The organism is Flagellimonas sp., assembly GCF_965601775.1.
In the GTDB taxonomy this organism is placed as follows: Bacteria; Bacteroidota; Bacteroidia; order Flavobacteriales; family Flavobacteriaceae; genus Flagellimonas.
The window spans coordinates 810329-832312 of record NZ_OZ271837.1 but is presented as its reverse complement, the minus strand read 5'-3'; the positions used below and the strand labels follow the sequence as shown (position 1 = coordinate 832312).

Annotated in this window: 23 protein-coding genes; 6 read left to right on the top strand and 17 right to left on the bottom strand. The window is 39.3% G+C overall.

What is annotated here, in order from left to right:
• The first annotated feature begins 68 nt into the window (after nucleotides 1-68).
• Nucleotides 69-611 (top strand): hypothetical protein, encoded by a 543-nt coding sequence (locus ACSLUF_RS03960; protein WP_435624832.1) that lies wholly within the window; start codon nucleotides 69-71, stop codon nucleotides 609-611.
• A 5-nt stretch (nucleotides 612-616) separates the two neighbouring features.
• Here ACSLUF_RS03960 and gldC read toward each other — a convergent pair whose 3' ends face one another.
• Both gldC and gldB read right to left on the bottom strand, forming a co-directional pair.
• Nucleotides 617-952 carry a gliding motility protein GldC gene (gene gldC, locus ACSLUF_RS03955; RefSeq protein ID WP_435624831.1) on the bottom strand — a complete coding sequence of 112 codons (336 nt, stop codon included), beginning with the start codon at nucleotides 950-952 and terminating at the stop codon, nucleotides 617-619.
• Nucleotides 953-1945 (bottom strand): gliding motility lipoprotein GldB, encoded by a 993-nt coding sequence (gene gldB, locus ACSLUF_RS03950; RefSeq protein ID WP_435624830.1) that lies wholly within the window; start codon nucleotides 1943-1945, stop codon nucleotides 953-955.
• A gap of 66 nt (nucleotides 1946-2011) precedes the next feature.
• Here gldB and nadE point away from each other — a divergent pair, with 66 nt between their 5' ends.
• Nucleotides 2012-2800: an NAD(+) synthase gene (nadE, locus tag ACSLUF_RS03945; protein WP_435624829.1), complete on the top strand. Its 789-nt coding sequence runs from the start codon at nucleotides 2012-2014 to the stop codon at nucleotides 2798-2800.
• Between the two features lie 165 nt (nucleotides 2801-2965).
• Entirely contained in the window at nucleotides 2966-3595 is a 630-nt protein-coding gene (locus tag ACSLUF_RS03940) for a response regulator (RefSeq protein WP_435624828.1), read from the top strand.
• A gap of 54 nt (nucleotides 3596-3649) precedes the next feature.
• Here the strand turns inward: ACSLUF_RS03940 and dnaG are convergent, their stop codons facing one another.
• Entirely contained in the window at nucleotides 3650-5623 is a 1974-nt protein-coding gene (gene dnaG, locus ACSLUF_RS03935; RefSeq protein WP_435624827.1) for a DNA primase, read from the bottom strand.
• Nucleotides 5624-5768: 145 nt separating this feature from the next.
• Between dnaG and ACSLUF_RS03930 the strand changes: the two genes are divergently transcribed.
• The gene (locus tag ACSLUF_RS03930; RefSeq protein ID WP_435624826.1) at nucleotides 5769-6299 is read left to right on the top strand and encodes a DUF4442 domain-containing protein; all 531 of its coding nucleotides are present in this window, start codon (nucleotides 5769-5771) and stop codon (nucleotides 6297-6299) included.
• A 14-nt stretch (nucleotides 6300-6313) separates the two neighbouring features.
• Nucleotides 6314-6559: a zinc-ribbon domain-containing protein gene (locus ACSLUF_RS03925; protein WP_435624825.1), complete on the top strand. Its 246-nt coding sequence runs from the start codon at nucleotides 6314-6316 to the stop codon at nucleotides 6557-6559.
• Nucleotides 6560-6617: 58 nt separating this feature from the next.
• Here the strand turns inward: ACSLUF_RS03925 and ACSLUF_RS03920 are convergent, their stop codons facing one another.
• The 12 genes from ACSLUF_RS03920 to rsgA all read right to left on the bottom strand — a co-directional run bounded on the left by ACSLUF_RS03920 (nucleotide 6618) and on the right by rsgA (nucleotide 19523).
• Nucleotides 6618-7748 carry a hypothetical protein gene (locus tag ACSLUF_RS03920; RefSeq protein ID WP_435624824.1) on the bottom strand — a complete coding sequence of 377 codons (1131 nt, stop codon included), beginning with the start codon at nucleotides 7746-7748 and terminating at the stop codon, nucleotides 6618-6620.
• Nucleotides 7749-7825: 77 nt separating this feature from the next.
• Nucleotides 7826-8551: a hypothetical protein gene (locus tag ACSLUF_RS03915; RefSeq protein ID WP_435624823.1), complete on the bottom strand. Its 726-nt coding sequence runs from the start codon at nucleotides 8549-8551 to the stop codon at nucleotides 7826-7828.
• Between the two features lie 10 nt (nucleotides 8552-8561).
• Nucleotides 8562-9122, bottom strand: coding sequence for an RNA polymerase sigma factor (locus ACSLUF_RS03910; RefSeq protein WP_435625806.1), 561 nt, complete (start codon nucleotides 9120-9122; stop codon nucleotides 8562-8564).
• A gap of 119 nt (nucleotides 9123-9241) precedes the next feature.
• Entirely contained in the window at nucleotides 9242-10219 is a 978-nt protein-coding gene (locus ACSLUF_RS03905) for a polyprenyl synthetase family protein (protein ID WP_435624822.1), read from the bottom strand.
• A gap of 97 nt (nucleotides 10220-10316) precedes the next feature.
• Nucleotides 10317-11357: a 23S rRNA (adenine(2503)-C(2))-methyltransferase RlmN gene (gene rlmN, locus ACSLUF_RS03900; protein ID WP_435625805.1), complete on the bottom strand. Its 1041-nt coding sequence runs from the start codon at nucleotides 11355-11357 to the stop codon at nucleotides 10317-10319.
• Between the two features lie 75 nt (nucleotides 11358-11432).
• Entirely contained in the window at nucleotides 11433-12482 is a 1050-nt protein-coding gene (queA, locus tag ACSLUF_RS03895; RefSeq protein ID WP_435624821.1) for a tRNA preQ1(34) S-adenosylmethionine ribosyltransferase-isomerase QueA, read from the bottom strand.
• 86 nt (nucleotides 12483-12568) lie between these two features.
• Entirely contained in the window at nucleotides 12569-13798 is a 1230-nt protein-coding gene (locus ACSLUF_RS03890) for a 3-phosphoshikimate 1-carboxyvinyltransferase (protein WP_435624820.1), read from the bottom strand.
• Between the two features lie 65 nt (nucleotides 13799-13863).
• Entirely contained in the window at nucleotides 13864-14190 is a 327-nt protein-coding gene (locus ACSLUF_RS03885) for a nucleotide pyrophosphohydrolase (RefSeq protein ID WP_435624819.1), read from the bottom strand.
• 3 nt (nucleotides 14191-14193) lie between these two features.
• Nucleotides 14194-16137, bottom strand: a complete 1944-nt coding sequence (locus ACSLUF_RS03880) for a transglutaminase (RefSeq protein WP_435624818.1) — start codon at nucleotides 16135-16137, stop codon at nucleotides 14194-14196.
• Complete coding sequence (locus tag ACSLUF_RS03875) at nucleotides 16130-18040, bottom strand: DUF3857 domain-containing transglutaminase family protein (protein WP_435624817.1); 1911 nt, start codon at nucleotides 18038-18040, stop codon at nucleotides 16130-16132. Before ACSLUF_RS03875 ends, ACSLUF_RS03880 begins: the two co-directional genes overlap by 8 nt.
• 80 nt (nucleotides 18041-18120) lie before the next feature.
• A complete protein-coding gene (gene dtd, locus ACSLUF_RS03870) occupies nucleotides 18121-18573 on the bottom strand; it encodes a D-aminoacyl-tRNA deacylase (RefSeq protein ID WP_435624816.1) in 453 nt (150 codons plus the stop codon).
• Between the two features lie 5 nt (nucleotides 18574-18578).
• Nucleotides 18579-19523 (bottom strand): ribosome small subunit-dependent GTPase A, encoded by a 945-nt coding sequence (rsgA, locus tag ACSLUF_RS03865; RefSeq protein WP_435624815.1) that lies wholly within the window; start codon nucleotides 19521-19523, stop codon nucleotides 18579-18581.
• Between the two features lie 96 nt (nucleotides 19524-19619).
• Between rsgA and ACSLUF_RS03860 the strand changes: the two genes are divergently transcribed.
• Entirely contained in the window at nucleotides 19620-20060 is a 441-nt protein-coding gene (locus ACSLUF_RS03860; RefSeq protein ID WP_435624814.1) for a hypothetical protein, read from the top strand.
• 51 nt (nucleotides 20061-20111) lie between these two features.
• Here the strand turns inward: ACSLUF_RS03860 and ACSLUF_RS03855 are convergent, their stop codons facing one another.
• On the bottom strand, nucleotides 20112-20786 hold the full coding sequence (locus ACSLUF_RS03855; RefSeq protein ID WP_435624813.1) for a head GIN domain-containing protein: 675 nt from the start codon (nucleotides 20784-20786) through the stop codon (nucleotides 20112-20114).
• Nucleotides 20787-20897: 111 nt separating this feature from the next.
• A complete protein-coding gene (locus ACSLUF_RS03850; RefSeq protein ID WP_435624812.1) occupies nucleotides 20898-21980 on the bottom strand; it encodes a chorismate mutase in 1083 nt (360 codons plus the stop codon).
• Nucleotides 21981-21984: the final 4 nt, after the last annotated feature.

Genomic DNA, 21984 nt, shown 5'->3' with positions numbered 1-21984 from the left:
TTCTCCTTATGGTTCCCAACAATTGCACTTCACAAAATCCCAATTCCTCCGTTGATAATCTCAAAAAAATGGGAAGGGATTCTTTAGCAAATATCGCTAGGCAACTGATTAAAAACGACCTTGGGGAAACCATTCCAAAAAGCTATGGCGCAAAGGTCTACGGGAATGACAATGAGATTTATATTGCCTTTGACTTGCCCATTCGATATGTTCCCTTGGATTCAGCATATCATTATGGATGCACGGTTACCCTAGTAAACAAGTCCATCAACCTTAGTCCACTTACTCCGGTCAGCCAGAATTCGAATTCAAAAGATTTTCCTTTTCATAACATTTCAAAAGAAGAGAAAAGAAAAGTTGAATATGTGCTAAACTCTAAAACAGGAAAAACCTGGAGTTTCGAAAACTATAGAACTTATTTTCAAAATATAGGTGCCCAGGTAACCCTATACGAACATGCTTCTTTTTTTGAAGTAATCGAAGAAACAACCCATGAACGAACTCGCTACGAAGTGACAAAAAAAACTGGAGTTGTTTCCGCACTTCGACATCGACATATTGCCAATCTACCTCCTTGGCAAGAAAGAGGATATTATGAGATAAAGAAGTAAGGGGTTTATTTTTTTAATTCCAGTTTCTCAGCAAAATAATCACAGAAATCTTTCATCGTAGCGGTCATTTTTTCATCTTGGGTAGCCTTCATAAATGTATCCGCCATAGTAACCAAAGTCTGGTGGAAGAAAACCTTCATCTCATCAACAGGCATTTCCTTGGTCCAAAGATCAATTTTAAGTGATTCCTGGTTTTTACTATCCCAAACAGACAACATCATGGCTTTGGCCTCCTCATTTTCAATCCCTCCATCCTGGGCGGACCAATGTAATTCCTCGGGCACTCGGTTCTCGTCAAGACCAACTGTTAATGTAATTTTTGAAGTGTGTGCTATCGCCATCTATCTTTTGGGTTTGTAATTTGATTCTTTAAATAATTCATCTGCCGGTAAATCCAATAATTCGGTCAACTGCATTTCTGGATTCTTCTCCATATAAGACCTCACAATTTGCCATCCCATATACCTGCCCAGTCGTCCGGGAGATTCATTATCCAATGCCAATTGAAATTTTGAAAATGGCGCTGGGTCCAAAAACCGTCTATCCAAGCTGGATTCGGTGCTATATAAAATTTCACGTTCCACAAAATAGCGCCAAATCTGCTCTTCGTTATCTTGCGCCCATTCAATCTGTTCCTGGGTATAATTTATTTTTTGGGCATCTGTATTTTCTGGCAACAACTTATCCTTGATATATAACTCCTTTCCATAATGCACCATGCGAGACAGGAAGGTTCGGTTCCTTGGATACTTTAAAACCTTTTTTGTAAACGCACTAGCCACATCGGAAACCAAATATTGTTTATCCAGACCTTGTGCAACATAACGGGGAATGCTTTGGTAAAAGTGATGGTCTTTGCCCAAATAATTATCCAGTCCAACCAGTAAGAGGGAATCGGTTAAAATAATACGGTTCTCATAAGCCACATCTGATATTAGCGTAATTATTTTGGGAGTAATTGTCTGCGGAAAATAATGTGAAATATGTTGGAATAGGGATTCCAACTCAAGTGTTTCTGTTGAAAAATCGCCAAAAGCGCCTTCTACCTCCTCCGAAAGTTCCACTTGGAGTGTATCTGTAAGTTTCGCAATCCAAACACTGTCTGGAAATTGGGCGGGAAACAAATAAGGATAGTTTGATTTCAATTTGGGAATATCCTTAGGTTGAGCGGTAGCAAATTCCCGGTCAAAACGATGCACCTTTAATTCCAATTCGATTTGGGCAATCTTTTTTTCGGTTTCATCCCCTGTTTTGCAACCTACAACCAAGAAAAGAAGGGCTAGGATTAAAAAGCTGGATATTTGAAAATCAAAGTATTTGGACAACCCCTTCATTTTTAGAACAGCAGCATTTATTTTTACAGGGCACAAAGGTAATTTATTGAATCTAAAAACTAAGCTATGCAAACTGAAAAGGTAATTCAACATATTGTGGATTGGTTAAAAGAGTACGCCACAAATGCTGGAATAAAAGGATTTGTTATTGGGGTATCCGGCGGGATTGATTCCGCGGTAACATCAACATTATGTGCTAAAACAGGCCTTGAGCTTTTATGTGTTGAAATGCCAATCCATCAAGGAGAGAATCAGGTGACCCGAGCGGACCGCCACATCAATTGGTTAATGGACCATTTCAGTAATGTGAAAAGGCAACCTGTGAATCTCACCTCTGTTTTTGATAGCTTGGTTGATGCCCTACCTGAAGTGGAGGATGAAGAAGCGCGTTTTATGTCTTTGGCCAACACAAGAGCCAGGCTTCGCATGACCACTTTATATTATTTCGCGGCCCTTAAAGGTTATTTAGTAGCCGGAACCGGAAACAAAGTAGAGGACTTTGGCATAGGGTTTTACACCAAATATGGAGATGGAGGGGTGGACTTGAGTCCGATAGCCGACCTCCTAAAAACCGAAGTGTACGCACTCGGCAATACCCTGGGAATTAATCAAGATATCATGGAAGCAGCTCCAACCGACGGCCTTTGGGGCGACCACCGTACCGATGAGGACCAAATTGGGGCATCTTATCCCGAACTGGAGTGGGCCATGAAAATGGATGATGAAGGGAAGACCGAATCGGATTTTTTAGGTCGTGAAAAAGAAGTATTCGTAATCTACAAAAGGTATAATACTGCAAATAAACATAAGATGATTCCTATACCTATTTGCGAAATTCCTGATAGTTTAAAATAGCTTTTTGTCCGAAAAAACCCAGCTTAAGACGAAAAAAACCCCAGAAATTTTAAGGTTTTAAGAAAAAAATCACACTTTTATGTCAGCAAATGGTTAACTTGCCCGCACGCCGTGTAAGTAAATCAGTACTAAACAACTTTTAATTTAAATTATAATCCAAACCAAATGATAAAAGTATTAATCGCTGACAACCACCCCATAGTTCGTCTAGGCATTAAGCAGGTCATTGAATCGGGTTCTGACATGGAAGTCATTGCCGATGTGGCCACTACTGGAGAACTGTTTGATGTATTAGAAAAAGTTACCCCCGATGTTGTAATGTTGGAGATGGATATTCCTGAAATCAATGGAATTGCCACATTACGCAAGATGAAACAAGAATTCCCCAATGTAAAGGCCTTAATGTACAGTGGTCAATCTGAAGATGTATACGCATTGAGTACGATTCGGGCAGGAGCTTTCGGTTATCTTTCCAAAACCGCTGATCTAGATTACATCATTACGGCTGTTAGAAAAGTCAGTGAAGGAAACATGTTCATTACCAATGAATTGGCTCAGCGACTTGCTTTCGATGAAGGTACCCAAAAACCAAGAAGATTTTTCAGAAAACTGTCTTCTAGAGAGGTAGAGGTGCTTAAGTTATTGGCCAGTGGAAAACGAAACAAAGAAGTTGCAGAAGGTCTTAACCTGAATGAAAAAACAGTTAGTACCTACAAAGCACGTTTGATGAAAAAATTGAATGTGGACAATCTTGTGGATTTATTACAGCAAGCCAAAGCCTTAGAGCTGTATTAAACATAAACCAATACATTTTTTGGAATCCCGAGCAGTATACTGTTTCGGGATTTTTTATGACAGCACCCTATTCAATTTGGCGTTCAATAATTTGTTCAATTGAAGGTAGTTCATGATTTCCTCTAAGACTTCTGAGTTGTCATCATGATTATCCTGGGTGTTGGACTGAAGCTCGCTAATCCTAGCCTTTATTAGATTACAGCGCAAGGTAAGTATGGTTTCACCCACCAATTGGGCCACGCCCCTTTCCTTATCCTTTGGATAAATATCTTTTCGCTCCCAGTCGTGTAGCGTGTAGCGTTCTTCTTCCATTAATATGGATGAAACCTCACTCACCAAACCCTGCTCTAAAGTGGAAAGAAAACCATTTATGGTAAACTCTTCCCTTTCATTCAAATCACCAATAAGACGATAATAAATGTTCTTAAACTGCGCATTGGTCAACTCAATTTCATCCTCTTGAAGGTCCAGATATACTTTTTCATATACTTTGGCCTCAACTACTTCGGGTTCCAAAATCAACTCCCCTTCTTCATTCTCCTTCAATACCAAATCCTCAAACTCTTCCTTCCGGTCACCATAGAGTAAAAGCATTTCGATTATTTTCCGTTCCAACTCGTAAAGCACGTCTACCTTTTCAACCATGGTATCATGCTTTACTACTTCAAAAGCTTTTTGTTCTTGCCTTATTTTTTTGCTGGCTTCACCCCTCTCTTTTTTATTGATTTGGGCAAGGGTATTGTATAAAACCTCTTCCGAAATCTGCATCATCCTTGCGCATTCCTGGATGTAGATTTCTTTCTTTATCTGGTCGGGTATCTTGCTGATGCTATTGACAATATCGCGAACCGTTTCAGCTCGCTTGATAGGGTCGTCCGCGGCCTCTTGGGTTAAAATAGATGTTTTGAATTGGATGAAATCCTTCGCGTTCTCTTCCAAATACAGGACCACGTCCTCATACGTATTGTTTTTGGCAAAGCTATCCGGGTCCTCGCCTTCAGGAAATGAGCAAACCTTTACGTTCATCCCTTGTTCCAATATTAAATCAATTCCCCTAAGGGAAGCTCTCAGTCCGGCCGCATCTCCGTCAAAAAGTACCGTAATGTTTTTGGTCAACCGGTTTATCAAACGGATTTGCTCCGGAGTCAAAGCCGTTCCACTAGAAGCTACTACGTTCTCAATCCCACGTTGATACATTTGTATCACATCGGTATAGCCTTCCACCAGATAACAATTGTCTTCTTTAGCTATGGCCTGTTTGGCGAAGTAAATCCCATAAAGCACTTTGCTCTTATGGTAAATATCACTTTCGGGAGAGTTCAGGTATTTGGCCGCTTTCTTATCATTGGTCAAAATTCGACCGCCAAAACCTAACACCCGACCACTCATAGAATGGATAGGAAACATTACCCTCCCTTTAAATCTATCAAACTTCCTTGTATTGCCTTCGGTTTGCTCTTTTACAATAGTGAGGCCTGTTTTCTCTAAAAATTCCAGCTGATACGATTTTTCCAGAGCTGTTTTGGTGAAAGCTTCCCACTCATCCAAACTGTATCCCAGCCCAAACTTTCTAATGGTAATATCCGAAAAACCTCTTTCCTTAAAATAGGAATGCCCTATAGCTTTTCCCGGTTCAGTTTCCCATAAAACATCTTCAAAGTACTTTTGGGCAAATTCCGATACCAAATACATGCTTTCACGCGCATTTGCCTCTTCCTTTTCCTCATCAGTACGTTCGGTCTCCTCTATTTCAATATTATATTTTTTGGCAAGGTATCGAATAGCTTCAGGATAGGTAAAATGCTCATGTTCCATTAAAAAGGCGACCACATTGCCCCCTTTACCGCTACTGAAGTCCTTCCATATCTGTTTCACGGGGGATACCATAAAACTTGGCGTGCGTTCGTCACTGAATGGACTAAGGCCCTTAAAATTGGACCCAGCCTTTTTCAATTGGACAAAATCGCCGATTACCTCCTCTACCCGAGCGGTCTCATATACTTGGTCTATGGTGGTTTTTGATATCAAATCTACCCGTAAAATTAGCTTTTAAAGGTAAACAAAAATCAAAATGTAGCATGACATAACTACACAAGCGTATGTCGTCCTCGACCAACTCATCTGACAAGATTCGTTATCTTCGATTTTCAATTTAACAGGCGAAATCTAGCTTATGTCCATTTACCAGAAACTCACTAAAATTGGCTCCCGATTTGTTGGAAAGCATACACTTTTTAAACACGGTTTTAACCTTTCCCCAATGTATCGAAGAAGTACCGGTAGGGTTACTTCGGTTTCTGAGGATTTGATGGACATTCATGTTCGACTTCCCCTCAATTACAAAAACAGAAATTACGTGAATTCCATTTTTGGCGGGAGTATGTTTTCGGCTGTTGACCCAATTCCCATGGTTCAATTGATGAATATTTTGGGAGACGATTATGTGGTTTGGGATAAATCAGCAGAGATTTTATTTAAACGCCCCGCAAGAGAAACCCTTTACGCACATTTTGAGTATTCTGAGGACGAGATAGAACGGATTAAACAGCAAGTTGCCGTAGAAAATGAGATTACCATTGTGAAAACCACTTTGTTAATGGATAAAAATAAGGTCAAGGTGTTTTGCGAAGTGAAGAAAACCATTTATGTGGCTGACAAATCTTTCTACAAAAAGAAACGGGCAAGAGCCAAAAGCAAAACTTGACTTATCTTTAAGGTATGATACTTTTCTTTGGAACCCGTCCTGGTAAGGCCAATACTAAAGTACTGCCCAGTGTTGCTTGTCCCTATTGTGGGCAGGTAGGTACGTTGGCCGCAGTTTCGCAACCCAACTATTTTCATCTTTTTTGGATTCCTTTATTTACCATAAGCACTTCAAAATATGTTGAATGCTCACATTGTAAGCGGGTATTTTATCAAGAAGAATTTTCTATGGAGATGAATAGAGCTTTCAAAAACATTTGAGCGGAATCAGGAGTTGATTTTCCCAATTCCGCCCAGATTGGCTAACTTGATTATACTATTACAAATCAAACCGAAGGCCCAAGGAGATGTTGTTTCTTCTTGGCGAGTTAATGGCTAGAGCAAAATTGCGGTCAATATCATACTTCAAATGCCAAGTAACATTGCCTCTACCAATATAGGTGCTCAAACCAAAAAAAGCATCTCTAGCATCACTTCTTGGAACTAAAGTTTCAAAATCCGTTGAAACACCGTTTGGAATAAAGTCAGGATTGAATCTAATTTTCTGAACCGTTTTAATATTGAAACCAGCATAAAAACCTAAACCAAACCTGAATTTGTTTTTTGTGGAATATCGAACAAAATTGCCATTACTTCTTTTTGCCGAAGAGCCAAGTTCAAAATGAAAAGGAATGATAATATCGTCCTGTCTGAATTTGGATTTAGCCAACTCCCCGGTGTCGTTGTTAAAAAAAGCATTAGCATTAACTAAATCTATTATTTGTAGTCTTTCGCCTCCAACTTCAATAAACCCCCCTGTGGTTCTTCTTGCAAAGAGTTGATTATCGGTTTTTAATCCTCTAGACAAGTAGTTTATACCATAGGTAATTCTCAGCCAGTTACTGTTTCTAAAAACTCTCGTAGTCCATTGATATCCCATTTCAAAATATCGACTGCCCAGTATTTGATGTGGTGTATCAATCAAGGATTGTCCTTGGATAATAGTATTGTTCAAGCCAATACCTAAAACCACATTTGATTTTGTTCTTTTATCTGGTTTTGGGAAATCTGTTTTCTTTATTCTAAGCCCCAAAACCACATTTTCATCTTCAAAAAAATCTATTTGCTCTTCATATAGGGCGTCATACTCATCAAAAATATCCGATTTATTTCTTTCTAAAAGGGCAATTTGATTATCAATGATTGCTAGTTTGTTTTCAATATTTAGTGCTCTATTCTTGGCCGCTTCCTTTTTAAGTTCGTTAGCTTTTTCTAAAGATATTTCTCCCCTATCCAAGCGTTTGTTGATATCCTTTACCTCTAATTTCAAGGCTTCTTTTTCCTGGTTGGCAATTTTCTCTTTTTGCGCCTCCAATACCTCGATTTTACGCTCGTACTTCCTTTGGGCGTTAAGGTTTTGACTTAAAATAACTAGAATTATCGTTGCTAAAAACAGTGTAATTTGTCTCATTTTGATTGATTTTGGAACCTTCGGTTCCTGCCTCCCTAGTAGCTAGGGAGGAGAAACTAAGGCTTTTTGATTGATGATTAATTATTCCTATCGGCCACCGCAGTCCTTACCTTTAGGTAACCTTGTTTGAGTGCTTCAAATATTTGATCTCGAAAGGATTCATCCAGCTCGTCTTCCACTTCGGTCAACAAGGCCATGGCATCCACTTTTCCTTCCGAACTAAGTAATTTATCGGTGAGTATCTCCCGTTGCGCGGTACGAAGCAGCGAATCTACTTCCGCATCAGTAATTTGGGTATCGGCAATGCTTTCAAGTTGGGTAACTTGTCTCAGGACTTCTGTGACTTTTGTATTGATGATATCCTCCGAAATCACAATGGCAGAGTCCTGCAATGGCATCTTGCTGAAGTCTTCAACCTTCTCCGTCTCCATTACAACAGTTGCGGGTTCTTTTGGTAGGATTTGCGATTCTTGGAAGACATGAACCTCTCTCGGAGCTTCGGCAACCTCTATTTCTTCAACTTCAATTTGAGGGCTTCTTTCTTTTTTCAGAATTTCTTTTGGGGAACTATCCTCTTTTACCATGGGAATTGCTTTCTCGTTGGGTCCAGTATTTAGAAAAAGGATTCCTAAAAAGACCAATAGACCAACAAATACTGCTGCAATCGCATACCCATACCTCCTTTTTGGTTTTGGTTTTTGAGTTGCAGCTAGTTCCCCGGATATTTTTTCCCAAGCCTTTTCGGAGGGTTCAATTTTCCTAGCTTCTAATTTTTCCTTGATGTGTTTTTCAAACTTTTCCATATCCTTTCCATTAATTCTCCCCCGTGCTCCTCATCATCCATTTTAAATTTTCCTGTAGCATTTTTCGTGCTTTAAATAATTGCGACTTTGATGTCCCTTCTGAGATATGCAACATTTCTGCAATTTCATAATGTTTATATCCCTCAACAGCATAAAGCAAAAACACCATTTTATATCCTTCCGGCAGTTTATCTATTTGTTCTTGAATATAGGCTACGTCAAAAGCGCTGTATACTGAATTCGTAGTTCTTTCCTGATTTTCCAACACCTCATCGTCATAGACTACAAACTGTTTTTTCCTTAAATAGGAAATGCTTTCCCTGACCATAATTCTTCGAACCCATCCCTCAAAACTGCCCCGATGCTCAAAGCTTCCCAGATTCTGGAACACTTTTACGAAAGCGTGCACCATGACATCCTCAGCAAATTGAACATCCTTGACATATTGTCTACATACACCCAACATTTTTCCCGCATACTTTTCATAGAGCATCTGTTGGGCTTTTGAATCGCCAGATATGGCCTTTTTAATCCAGGCTTTTTCATTATTGTTGAGCGCTATGATTTTCAAGAGCGGTTTCAAGTTTGTGTTCTATTTGTTAAGACGTTGTTGGAATGGAAAGCGTTGCCTGAAACTTTTATTTTCTAATACAAAAGATTCAAGTTAATGAAAATCAACATTTTATCGAGTTACTTTTTTCGGTCAACTACATAGTTGACCATTAGGGCTAGAGAATCTTTGTATTGGGAATCGGGATATTGGTCCAATAGAGACAAGGCTTCATCCTTAAATTCAATCATTTTCGTGACGGCATAGTCCAAACCACCCTTTTCTTTAACGTAAGTGATAACCTCGCGTACCCTTTTTTTGTTCTTATTGTGGTTTTTAATGGAGTTTATCAACCATCTTCTTTTTTCTCCATCACTATGGTTCAAAGCATATATTAGAGGTAGGGTCATTTTTTGTTCCTTGATGTCGATACCTGTGGGTTTTCCAATCTTCTCAGCACCGTAGTCAAAAAGGTCATCTTTTATTTGAAAAGCCATACCACATAGTTCCCCAAATTTCCTAAAGGTTTCCACATGTTCCGTATCCGGTTTTACCGAACATGCTCCCATGCTGCAACAAGCAGCTATAAGGGTAGCTGTTTTTTGGCGAATGATATCATAGTATACTTCCTCTGTAATATCCAAAAGACGGGCTTTTTCAATCTGAAGTAGCTCTCCTTCACTCATATCCCGAACTGCATTGGAAATAATGTGCAGAAGATCATAATTTTTATCATCCAAGGCTACCAGTACTCCTCGTGAAAAAAGAAAATCCCCCACCAAAACCGCAATTTTGTTTTTCCAGAGCGCATTTATTGAAAAGAAACCTCTTCGTTTATAACTTTCGTCTACCACATCATCATGGACCAAACTTGCTGTGTGTATAAGTTCAATTATGGAGGCTCCACAATAGGTTCTTTCGTTTACCGAACCATTGTTGAGCAATTTGGCAGTAAGGAAAACAAACATGGGTCGCATTTGCTTCCCTTTTCTGTTCACAATGTAGTAGGTGATCCTATTGAAAAGAGCTACTTTGGAGGACATGGACTCATGAAACTTTTCTTCAAAAAGCTCCATCTCTTCATTGATGGGTTCCTTAATCTGCGAGACAATTTTCATGGAAAGTCAAAGATACTCATCAGGATTCTTTTAAACCATAAATCTGACAGCTTACGCAAAAAACAAGATGAAATAAATCCGCACAATAGAAAATCCCCTACGATTTGTTGGCCAATTGTCCACAAGCAGCATCAATGTCTTTTCCTCGCGACTTACGAACCGTTACGATTATTCTATTCTTTTGAAGGGTATCCTGGTACATTTGAAGTGCAGCATCCGAAGCTTGTTGAAACTCGCCGTCATCGATGGGATTATATTCAATGAGGTTAACCTTGGATGGCGCAAATTGACAAAACTTCACCAAGGCATCCACGTCTTTCTGGGTATCATTGATACCCTTCCAAACCACGTACTCATAGGTGATTCTGTTTTTGGTTTTGGCATACCAATACTCCAAAGCTTCCCGCAAATCTTTCAACGGAAATGTTGCGTTGAATGGCATTATTGACGTACGTACTTCGTCTATGGCCGAGTGCAATGAGACTGCCAAATTGAACTTGACTTCTTCATCAGCCATTTTCTTAATCATCTTTGGAACGCCTGAGGTGGAAACCGTTATTCTTTTGGGAGACATGCCCAAACCTTCCGGCAAGGTGATTTTATCAATAGCCTTCAATACATTGTTATAGTTCATCAAAGGCTCTCCCATTCCCATAAAAACAATATTGCTCAGTGGTCTATCGAAATACAATCTACTTTGGTTATCGATGGCCACTACCTGGTCATAGATTTCATCTGGATTCAGGTTGCGCATTCGTTTCAAACGTGCAGTTGCGCAAAATTTGCAATCCAGACTGCAGCCCACCTGACTGGATACGCAAGCCGTAGTCCGGGTCTCGGTGGGAATCAGGACAGATTCCACAATTAGTTCATCATGGAGTTTAACCGCATTTTTAATGGTGCCATCCGAGCTTTTTTGCATTTGGTCAACCTGAATATGGTTGATGACAAAAGCGTTCTCCAACATACTACGCGTCTCCTTGGAGATGTTGGTCATAGCCTCAAAGGAATGCGCCGACTTTCTCCAAAGCCACTCATATACTTGGTTACCTCGGAACGGTTTATCACCTTGCTCCACAAAAAAATTGCGAAGTTGGTCTTTGGTGAGCGCTCTTATGTCTTTCTTCTTGATTTCCAACGAGGTAAAGATAGCGACAAAAAATCCCGCTGGAAGCACTAATTCTCAGCGGGACTCTAAACCTGTTTTATTTGATTATATAATCAACATAGCATCCCCGTAGGAATAGAATCTATATTGTTCCAAAATGGCTTGTTTGTAAGCCTTCTTCATCAAATCGTGTCCAACAAAAGCCGAAATCATCATCAGAAGTGTTGACTTAGGCAAGTGGAAATTGGTCACCATGCAATTGGCAATACTAAAATCATAAGGAGGAAAAATAAACTTATTCGTCCACCCTTCAAAAGTATTTAATGTATGTTCTGAAGATACCGCACTCTCCAAACCACGCATTACGGTAGTACCTACTGCGCAAACCCTTTTCTTATTGCTTTTGGCCCGGTTTACAATTTCGGTGGCTTTTTCATCTATCACCAATTCCTCGCTGTCCATTTTATGCTTGGACAAATCCTCAACCTCAACCGGGTTGAACGTTCCCAATCCTACATGTAAGGTTACCTCCGCAAAATCCACACCCTTTATTTCCAATCGTTTCAATAAGTGTTTTGAAAAATGCAGACCAGCCGTAGGTGCAGCAACAGCTCCCTCATGTTTGGCGTAAATGGTTTGGTATCGCTCTTCATCTTCAGGCTCCACATCCCTTTTGATGTATTTGGGAAGTGGGGTTTCACCTAACTCCCGAAGCTTTCTTCTAAAATCGGTATAGGAACCGTCATATAAAAACCTTAAGGTTCTTCCTCTTGAGGTGGTATTATCGATAACCTCGGCTACCAAACTTTCATCATCTCCAAAATAGAGCTTGTTCCCAATTCTTATTTTCCGGGCAGGATCTACCAAAACATCCCATAACCGTTGTTCTTGATTTAGTTCTCTAAGCAAAAATACTTCGATTCGGGCTCCGGTCTTTTCCTTGTTTCCGTAAAGTCTAGCTGGAAAAACCTTAGTGTTGTTCAAAACCATAACATCGCCTTCATCAAAGTAATTGATAAGGTCTTTGAACATTTTATGTTCAATTTTTCCTGTTTCCCTGTGGATTACCATCAATTTGGATTCATCCCTATTTTCAGCAGGGTATTCAGCCAGTAATTCTTTAGGTAATTCAAAGTTGAAGTTTGATAATTTCATCTAGACTTTTTTTGATTTTTTACAAAGGATGGCAAATATACAATCCTCACATAGGGGATGTCAAGTAATTTGATGAATAAATCCGGTTATATTTCTGCTATTTGAAGACCTAAGATTTTCAGGTCGTTCCAGAAATCTGGATACGACTTGGAGACCACCCCAGCATCATTGACAAATAGATTGGTTCTCAACGCCAACGGAGCAAACGCCATAGCCATACGATGGTCATGATAGGTATCGATGGAAACTCCATTATTGATAGTAGAGGTAGGTTGCAAAGTCAAACTTTCCGAATCGGTTTCAACCTGAGCTCCCAATTTGGTCAACTCTGCTTTTAGTGCCGCCAAACGGTCTGTTTCTTTTATGGGAAGTGTGTGAAGACCTGTCAAACGGCATCCCACACCCAAACCTAAGCAGGTAACCGAAATGGTTTGGGCCAAATCAGGTGCATTTGAGAGATCATAGGTAAAGAAGTCGGTATTATGTTCTCGGACCTTTTTCAACGTAATTTCATTCCGAAGAAATGAAGTTTCAACCCCAAAATGGGTGTAGATTTTGCGAAGGACACTATCCCCTTGCAATGAATTTTCCTTATACGCTGAAAGTTTTATTTGAGAACCTAATTTGCATAAGGCAACAATACTGTAAAAATAACTAGCTGAACTCCAATCGGATTCGACAACCAAGGTAGTAGTATTTACTTCTTTTTTCGGTTGGACAACGATTCTGTTTTGTTCAAATGACGTGGACACGCCAAGTTCATTTAACAAGCTTAGTGTCATTTTTATATAGGGTACTGAGGTAATTTTTCCAATCAACTCCAGTTCCAATCCGTTTTCAAGACTTGGTGCAATCAAAAGTAAGGACGAAATATATTGACTGCTCACATTGGCAGGAAGTGACACTCTACTTTGGGTCAGTCTTTTTCCTGAAATCTTTAAGGGTGGGCACCCCTTTGTATTTGTGTATTCAATTTCAGCACCCAGTTTCCTTAAGGCATCCACCAAAACTTGTATAGGACGTTCTTTCATTCGGGAAGAGCCGGTCAAAACCACCTCCTTACCTTCTTGGGATGCAAAATACCCGGTAAGAAAACGCATCGCTGTTCCCGCATGGTGAATATCCACTTCACCTTGACTTATCTGGAGGCCTTGCTGCATTACCTGTCCATCATCGGAATTGGAAAGATTTTCAATTTGAATATTAGGAAAAAGGGCCTGCAACAGTAAAAGCCGATTCGTTTCACTTTTGGAGCCAGTAATCCGAATTGCGGCATTGACCAAAGGGTCTTTAAGTTGGTTTAGCTTAAGTTTCAAAAGGCTATTCTTTGAGAAGTCAAAGCTAGAAAAAACGTATTTAAAGTTCCTTTTGGGAAATCACTTTATTTCAGTTTTTTGTTGTTTTGATGCCGGTCATGGTCCCTTTTGGTCTTGATATCCAATTTTCGGTCAAAGGCTTCCTGCAAATCTACTCCGGTCTGATTAGCGAGGCAAAGTACAACGAATACCACGTCGGCCAACTCCTCGCCCAAATCCTTAGCCTTATCCGATTCTTTCTCGCTTTGCTCCCCATATCGCCTTGCAATAATACGGGCAACCTCGCCCACTTCTTCCGTTAATTGAGCCATATTGGTCAATTCATTAAAATATCGGACTCCGTGTTCTTGAATCCAATCATCTACTGCTTTTTGAGCGTTTTGGATGTTCATATTTCAGACTTTGGACAAAACTATTTTTTCTTGCTCTTTTTCCACAATTTGTCGATAAAATTCTTTTAAGTAGTCATAATATTCAGCCGGTACAATTGCTGCCTCTGAACTCAAAGAAGCCCTCAAATTTATGACTCCTCCCTTAGCCGAAACAAGATACCTAAATGTACCTATGTTATCTGGTAAAGCATACACAACAGATTCCGGTGCGGACTCTACCTGATATCCCTCGGGTACCTTTATCGATATCATATAATTATCTTCCCATGGATAGCCATAGTCAACAGGGTATTCCCTTTTTTCCGACTTGAATGGACTTTCGGTAGTACACAAATGCAGCATTGGTGAAAAATATAGCTTATTGGAAATTGTTTCAATAGCGTCTTCCTTGTAAACACTGTACTCCTGAATTATTGGTTTTGATAAATCATCATTATTCTTCAAAGCATAATCCGATATTTCAATATCCCCATGGTCTTTCTCCATCTCCTCCAAAAAACTCTCCTCGGTTCCCTTATTATATATGTTTCTAAACATGTAGGCGTTGTTATCGGTGTACTGTTGTCTTACCTTGGCCTCTATTGAACCATCCTCATTCAAACTTACATTCATCATAATCATGTCCTTCGATTTTTTCTTCGGCATTAGGTCCATTATTTCAGAAGTACCGTTTTCCGAAACCATTCTTCCAAACCAATTCAAGCTTCTAGTAGGTAACACATTCAAAGTACTATAACTATTGGTGGCATCCAGTAATTGATATTCTCCTCCTATTTTGGCTGCTGCAATGACATAATTGTAGCCCTCAAGTGTTGGAAACATTGGAATGCCATGGTCTCGGGTACTGACTAGAACCGGATGTGCGATGATGTTGGCTTGTTTTAGCATGGCCACAAGCATGAGATTGATATCCGCACTATTTCCCAAACCTTCCTTGTAGGCTTTTTTAGTGCCCTCATCGGTACCGTAGCCCCTATATTTATTCCACTTTACTTTTTGCTTGGTAAATTCCAGAACCTTCCGTGCCTTTTGTTCTTCCCCAGCGATACCTTCCAATGCAACAGCCAAATCATCTTTGAAATAACTACTTTTATCAAGTTCACCTCCAAACGATTCACTTTTATAGATAGTCTTCACTACGTCATCCCATGTTTTTGAATACGACTTATAGGTACTACCCGGAATTTCCAAGGATACAATTTCAAACTTGATTCCTGAACGATAATTCCTTATGTCAGAAACAAAGTTTTCTTTTTTTAAGGCAGGTACATCTTCCAAGTCGAAGCTTGTAGTGGTAACGTTCAAGTCCAAACTAGCATCCCTTGAAGACTCGACTTTTGGAACCAAAGCCAAAAAACCCTTTTGACGTTGACGAAATTTAAAGTATTCCAGAATTCGCATACTAGCTTCTATTTTTTTGATGGGAATGGCATCCTGGAATACAAACTCATCAATACTCTGGACGTAGGGAGAAGTTATCTTGTAGGTATACTCAACAACAGAACCCTCTTTTACATTGGGCATAGTAAACTTAACCTCATTACTACTTTTTGATTTCTTGGTTTTGAAGATACCATCTTTGCCTAGCTTTGTTTCAACAATATCTCCTCCTTCCAAGGAATAGGTGTACCCTTTGATTCCTGATACTTTTTCTTCTGCCCCAGTACTTCCATATAAATTAACGGTTTCCGTAGCATAATCAAATCCCTCCTTACTATAGAACTTTATCCTTTTATGAATCTCGGTTACCAGAGTAAGTCCTTCATTGTCAACAAATCGGTAATAGGATTTTCTTTTGATATATAGATACGCCGCTGATGCAGTTGAATCCTTGGCATATACCTTCTCCGATAGTTCCTCTTTGGATACCTTTCTAAATTTGTAGTTCTGTGCACTTAATTGAACTCCCGTGAATAAAATCAGGATGTAAACTATTTTTTTAGTCATTGGATTGGTTTGATAGAATTAATTTTAAGTTGTCGGTTTTTGCCACGAACCTTCTAAAGTTTCTGTAGGCGTTGTATTCTTCTTTTGGGTAATCTCCCTTTAAAACGAGTAGTTTTCTTTGGTAAGAAATCTCATTATCCTTTAGTTGGACCAGCTCCATCTCATAAGAGCCAAACTTGGTTTTTTTGGATATTTTTTCCGGAATATCCGATAAGACGTATCCTTCAGGTAGTGTAATCGTACATTTATCTTCGTCTAAAAAACCTCTTTGTATTCTGAAGGGTAGTTTTCTACTTCGGTACCTTGTAGGTACATAACTATTGTTATTGAATGCGTTTATGGGCACTATAAGGTCATCTCCATTTTTTGAAGCATAATTCCGAGCCTCCACTTCAAGTTTTTCGCCAAAAATTACATTGTCCTTATCATTTATGAAGCTGTATTCCTTAATATCCAGACCATTGATATTGGGCCAAAAATCCTTATAGTGGTCCACTACAGTTTTTTTGGACCTTCTTTGTAGATAAAACCGGTTATCGTACTGTATACCTTGAGTCAAAATTGCTACCTGTCCCTTCATGGAACCATCATCATTAATTGTATAGTTTGATTCCATTTTTTGTAGGTTTTCTTCATTAACATAGGCAACGGTCCTAACAATTTCGCCTCCTTCAGGTTTTACTACCAATACTTTTCTATCGTCAGTAAAATCTCCAACAAAACCAAATGGATGCACCTGTGAAGTACAATCAATCCAATAATACTCCCCTTGATAAGGAATCGCCAAAATTGCATGATTTCCTTGCAATAGGTCTGCAAAATTTTCATCAAAATCTACTTTGGTATTTCCCGCTTCTACCACAACATAATACGATTCTACACCGACTACCTCTAACAAAGCCTTAGTATAATTAGAAAGTCCCTTACAATCTCCATACTTCACCTTGTCCACTTCAATGGCACTGATTGGCTGAAAACCTCCTATTCCAATTTGAACGCTGATATATCGGGTATTATCTTGAACGTACTGATATATAATTTTTGCCTTTTCTAAATCATCAGTCACTCCCTCAACCAATGACCTAGCAGTGGCAATGGTTTCTTCTTCCAATTCAGTCCTACCGGATAATAACTTTTGATTGATCCATTTGCCCATATCTTCCCATGAATTGATACGTGCATCAAACCCTTTGTAATGAAAATTTCGAAGACGAACTGAAAGTTTGGGACAGAAGGTGTCAAAAGCAGGACTTAGACTTTCTTTTTTAAGCGCCGGAATATTTTGGGAAGTATAGAGAATTTGACTTTCATTTTCTGTTTTCTCAAATTCAATATTTGACAAGTTCTTTTCCACCACAATAGGTTTAAAGTTGACCGATGGATAGGTGACGGAGTATTTGCTTTTTTCTAGAGAAGTTCCATAGCCTGATAAAAAATACCACTGTGGTAGTATACCAGTATCCGGCGTTGTAAATTCACACAAGAACTCTACCGTATATGGATATTGTGAGGGTACGTAACTGTGAAACAATAATCTGTCATCCACATATAATGAAAAACCATCAACGGCAGCAACATCACTGAAATCTTTCCGCTTAATATGTTCTATCTCATTACCTTCGGCATCATAAACATAAGCTTCTATCTTTTTTATTCTTTTGGTTTTATCATAAAACGCCCTTGTTCTAGCCCATGAATCGCCTTCTTTATTCAGCACGGTAACCACAATTTTTTGCGAATAGTTCATTCTATTCAAAGCTGTGATTTCAATATCCATCTCATCCGCTCGAATCACCGCATCTGCATTGACCAAAAGTTCTGGTGGTATGTCGGAATATTTAAATTTTTGGGAAAAAGAGAATAAAGAGACAAGCAGGAATAGGGGGAAAAGAGTAATCCGCATTGAAAAGGAAAGGTTGGTTTATTTACCTCTAATATGCCAATTTTCTTACAAAAAAGAAAAGCTTATTCGATAAAACTGTATTATTCCCTGTTTTTTGTATCAATCCAAATGGTAACAGGACCGTCATTTAATAGTTCTACTTTCATGTCGGCGCCGAAAATTCCAGTTCCCACCTTTTTTCCCAAATCCAACTCCAATTGATGTACGAATCTTTCATACAAGGGAATGGCAATTTCAGGTTTGGATGCTTTGATGTATGAAGGCCGATTCCCTTTTTTAGTTTGGGCATGAAGAGTAAATTGACTTACTACAATAGCTTCCCCATTCTCTTGAATCAGTGACCGGTTCATTACCCCATCCGTATCATTGAAAATACGAAGGTTTACTATTTTTTTGGACAGCCATGTGATATCTTCCTGAGTATCTGTGTCTTCAATCCCCAAAAGAATGAGCAAGCCCATTTCCATTTTTGAAACGACTTTACCATCTACCGTTACCCTGGCCTTGGATACTCGTTGAACTATCGCTCGCATTTTTATTATTTATAATTATCCATACGATAGTTCTCTTCCTCGCCCGTCAGCATCTGAACATAACTTCGGTATCGACTCCATGAAATGGTGTTTTCTTCCAATGCCCTCTTTATCGCACATTTAGGCTCATCCAAATGCAAGCAGTTGTTGAACTTGCATTCCGATTTTAATTTGAAAAACTCCGGAAAATAATCTCCTATCTCATCTTTTTCCATATCCACGATACCAAAACCTTTTATTCCTGGAGTATCTATTATCCTCGCATCAAAACTTAAATCATACATTTCGGCAAAAGTGGTGGTATGTTGACCCTGTAGATGTTGCTCTGAAATTTCTGTGGTTTTTAACTCCAATCCCGGTTCCAACGCATTGATTAATGTAGATTTACCTACCCCAGAATGCCCAGAGAACATGCTGGTTTTCCCTATCATATGTTCCTTTACTTTGTCAATGTTAAATCCTCCCTTTGCTTCTATTTCAATACATTCATAACCCACATCCCTGTACAAGTTTATGAGGTAATTCACCTCCACCATTTCATCGGCATCGTAGATGTCCATTTTATTGAACAGCAATATTACAGGTATGTCATACGCCTCACTGGTCACCAAAAAACGGTCAATAAAACTGGTAAAAGTTGTTGGGTTGTTCAGGGTAATCAACAAAAAAACCTGATCTAGGTTGGCGGCGATTATATGGGTTTGCTTGGAAAGGTTTACTGATTTTCGGATGATATAGTTCTTGCGGTCCTCGATATGGGAAATGACCCCCACAATTTCATCCCCAATTTCCTCTAAATGGAATTCCACTAGGTCCCCAACGGCAATTGGATTGGTACTTTTTATACCCTTTATGCGAAACTTACCCTTTATTCGGCAGTTATAAAATACCCCCTCCTCCGTCTTCACAGAGTACCAACTTCCTGTTGATTTATAAACAGTTCCGCGCACTATTTGTTTATAATTTTAATTGCAAAGAAACAATAATACTGGATTCTGGACGTATATCTTTGATTACACAGTAATAATCAATCATATCTATCCATTATGAAAAAAATTTTATTTGTTGTCGCTATTGCGCTTGTAACTGTATTCTCAACTAATGCCCAAGAGTTTAAGGTCATTACCAGTGTAGAGTCTATTGTACCTAACGGTTTAGGTAGGTCTCGTATCGTAAATGCCTTGGAAGATAAGGACTATCGTGAGTATACCAGTGTTCAAACTGAAGAAGACAACACAAGAAACAAATCCAAACGAGGTGAAATCCGTGTAAAAAACTTTGAGGAAACCAAGTTGTTGAACTTCTACAACCTTGGGGGTATTCGTTTTCAGAATATCGCAGCAAATGATGCTTTGTTGACCTCTATGATCAATGACATGGTAGCTAATGGTTGGGAGTTGGCCTTTGTGACCAGTGCAGTAGAAAGTGAAGGTGGAAAAGGAGATGGAAAAGGAATTTTCATCACCCGATATATCTTTAAAAAGTAGGTTCCTAAAGAACAAAAAGTAAAAAGGCTCTGAAAATCAGAGCCTTTTTTATTAATCCACCATGCGAACCCTTCCTCCTACAAAAGTGTTCTTGTTTACTTTTTTAGGTTGGCCATATACCTCAACATCGCCACCTGCTTTAATATTGATATCTATTTCTTCCATGGCGAACACTTCGGCTTCACCACCAGCGGATATCTTTACCTTAGCTGAAGAAGTTTTCAAATCTCTCCCTTCAAAAATGCCTCCTGTGTTCAATACAATACTTTGACTTCTTGCCAGTCCTGAAGCTTCAACAATGCCTCCTGTTACCGCTCGGATATTGGCATGACTCACATCCATTCCGATTCTGATTTTAGCCCCTTCCTGCGCCTTCAATTCTATCTCATGTTGACTCACCATCTCGTTGCAAGTGATTTGTGCTCCTTCGTTTCCATCAATCACCTTTAAATCTGTGTAGTATACCTCAATAAAGGTATCCTCCCCAGTAAATTTTTTATCCAACTGCATTCTTAGTTTTAGAATCCCATCCTTATTTACCCAAACGATGTCATCCACATTTCTGCCTTTAATCATAATACGGTTCTCATCGGACTGAATAAGATTTACCTCAATTAGGTCAAAAACCTTGATTTTATCAAAATCCCCTACTTCTGTGTCAATAGTTCTTTGTGCAAAACTTGAAATCGTAAATGCCAATATAAATAGTGTAGTCAGTGCCTTCATGTTTTTTACTTTTTTCTAAAGATAAATCTTAAAACCATTTGTTACAGTTGAAGCAAAAAAAAGCCGTTCAAACATTTTTGAACGGCATTAGTATTTACCTCAATGAAAGAGTTATGCATTGATAATCTTTTCTTGATGGTTTATGGATTCTTGGTGAATGGCCTTGAACATGCGAAGCACAAATTCTTCGCTGAGTCCTCGTTCTTCGCCTTCTAAAATCATATTGCCCAAAATGGCATTCCATCGATTGGTCTGAAGAACCGCCACATTTTTCTGCTTCTTCAGTTTTCCAATTTCATCCGAAACCTTCATACGTTTACCCAGCATGTCAATTAATTGGTTATCGATTACATCAATCTGCGCCCTGAGATTGCTCAACTTACTATTGTATTCGGCTTCTAAATCGGTTTCCTTTCTCATTTTTAAATCAATGAACATTTGTTTGAGGGTATCAGGAGTCACCTGTTGGGCCGCATCACTCCATGCATTATCCGGGTCAAAATGGGTTTCAATCATCAATCCGTCAAAGTTCAAATCCAGGGCCGTTTGTGACACATCAAAAACCATATTCCTTTTGCCAGTGATGTGACTTGGGTCGTTAATTAAGGGTAAATCCGGGAAGCGTGTCTGTAGTTCAATGGCCAATTGCCATTCAGGTATGTTTCGGTATTTGGTCTTTTCATAGGTGGAAAACCCGCGATGAATTACCCCCAACTTTTTGATGTTGGCTGTATGCAAGCGCTCCACAGCCCCCAACCAAAGGGAAAGGTCCGGATTCACCGGATTTTTAACCAGCACAACTTTATCGGTACCTTCCAGCGCATCTGCTATTTCCTGAACAATAAATGGACTTACGGTAGAACGAGCCCCAATCCAAAGCATATCAACATCATGCTCCAAAGCAAGGTCCACATGATTTCTATTGGCCACTTCCGTAGCTGTTTTTAGTCCGGTTTCTTCCTTAACCTTTTGCAACCACTTTAAGCCAATGGCCCCAACACCTTCAAAATTTCCAGGACGTGTTCTGGGTTTCCAGATTCCAGCCCGATAATAATTGACATCCGAATCCTTTAGCTGGTGCGCTATTTTCATGACTTGTTCTTCAGTCTCAGCACTACAGGGGCCTGCAATGACCAATGGATGGGGCAGGGCCATATCATCCAACCATTTTCGCAATTCTTTACTGTTCTCCATGGTA

Bases quoted from the DNA above. Each gene is read 5' to 3' on its own strand.
- ACSLUF_RS03875 (WP_435624817.1), bottom strand. From the start codon at position 18,040: ATGCGGATTACTCTTTTCCCCCTATTCCTGCTTGTCTCTTTATTCTCT.
- dtd (WP_435624816.1), bottom strand. From the start codon at position 18,573: ATGCGAGCGATAGTTCAACGAGTATCCAAGGCCAGGGTAACGGTAGAT.
- ACSLUF_RS03915 (WP_435624823.1), bottom strand. From the start codon at position 8,551: ATGGAAAAGTTTGAAAAACACATCAAGGAAAAATTAGAAGCTAGGAAA.
- gldC (WP_435624831.1), bottom strand. From the start codon at position 952: ATGGCGATAGCACACACTTCAAAAATTACATTAACAGTTGGTCTTGAC.
- ACSLUF_RS03960 (WP_435624832.1), top strand. From the start codon at position 69: ATGGGAAGGGATTCTTTAGCAAATATCGCTAGGCAACTGATTAAAAAC.
- ACSLUF_RS03885 (WP_435624819.1), bottom strand. From the start codon at position 14,190: ATGAACATCCAAAACGCTCAAAAAGCAGTAGATGATTGGATTCAAGAA.
- ACSLUF_RS03940 (WP_435624828.1), top strand. From the start codon at position 2,966: ATGATAAAAGTATTAATCGCTGACAACCACCCCATAGTTCGTCTAGGC.
- queA (WP_435624821.1), bottom strand. From the start codon at position 12,482: ATGAAATTATCAAACTTCAACTTTGAATTACCTAAAGAATTACTGGCT.
- ACSLUF_RS03930 (WP_435624826.1), top strand. From the start codon at position 5,769: ATGTCCATTTACCAGAAACTCACTAAAATTGGCTCCCGATTTGTTGGA.
- ACSLUF_RS03880 (WP_435624818.1), bottom strand. From the start codon at position 16,137: ATGACTAAAAAAATAGTTTACATCCTGATTTTATTCACGGGAGTTCAA.
- ACSLUF_RS03920 (WP_435624824.1), bottom strand. From the start codon at position 7,748: ATGAGACAAATTACACTGTTTTTAGCAACGATAATTCTAGTTATTTTA.
- ACSLUF_RS03925 (WP_435624825.1), top strand. From the start codon at position 6,314: ATGATACTTTTCTTTGGAACCCGTCCTGGTAAGGCCAATACTAAAGTA.
- nadE (WP_435624829.1), top strand. From the start codon at position 2,012: ATGCAAACTGAAAAGGTAATTCAACATATTGTGGATTGGTTAAAAGAG.
- gldB (WP_435624830.1), bottom strand. From the start codon at position 1,945: ATGAAGGGGTTGTCCAAATACTTTGATTTTCAAATATCCAGCTTTTTA.
- ACSLUF_RS03905 (WP_435624822.1), bottom strand. From the start codon at position 10,219: ATGAAAATTGTCTCGCAGATTAAGGAACCCATCAATGAAGAGATGGAG.
- ACSLUF_RS03860 (WP_435624814.1), top strand. From the start codon at position 19,620: ATGAAAAAAATTTTATTTGTTGTCGCTATTGCGCTTGTAACTGTATTC.
- ACSLUF_RS03850 (WP_435624812.1), bottom strand. From the start codon at position 21,980: ATGGAGAACAGTAAAGAATTGCGAAAATGGTTGGATGATATGGCCCTG.
- ACSLUF_RS03855 (WP_435624813.1), bottom strand. From the start codon at position 20,786: ATGAAGGCACTGACTACACTATTTATATTGGCATTTACGATTTCAAGT.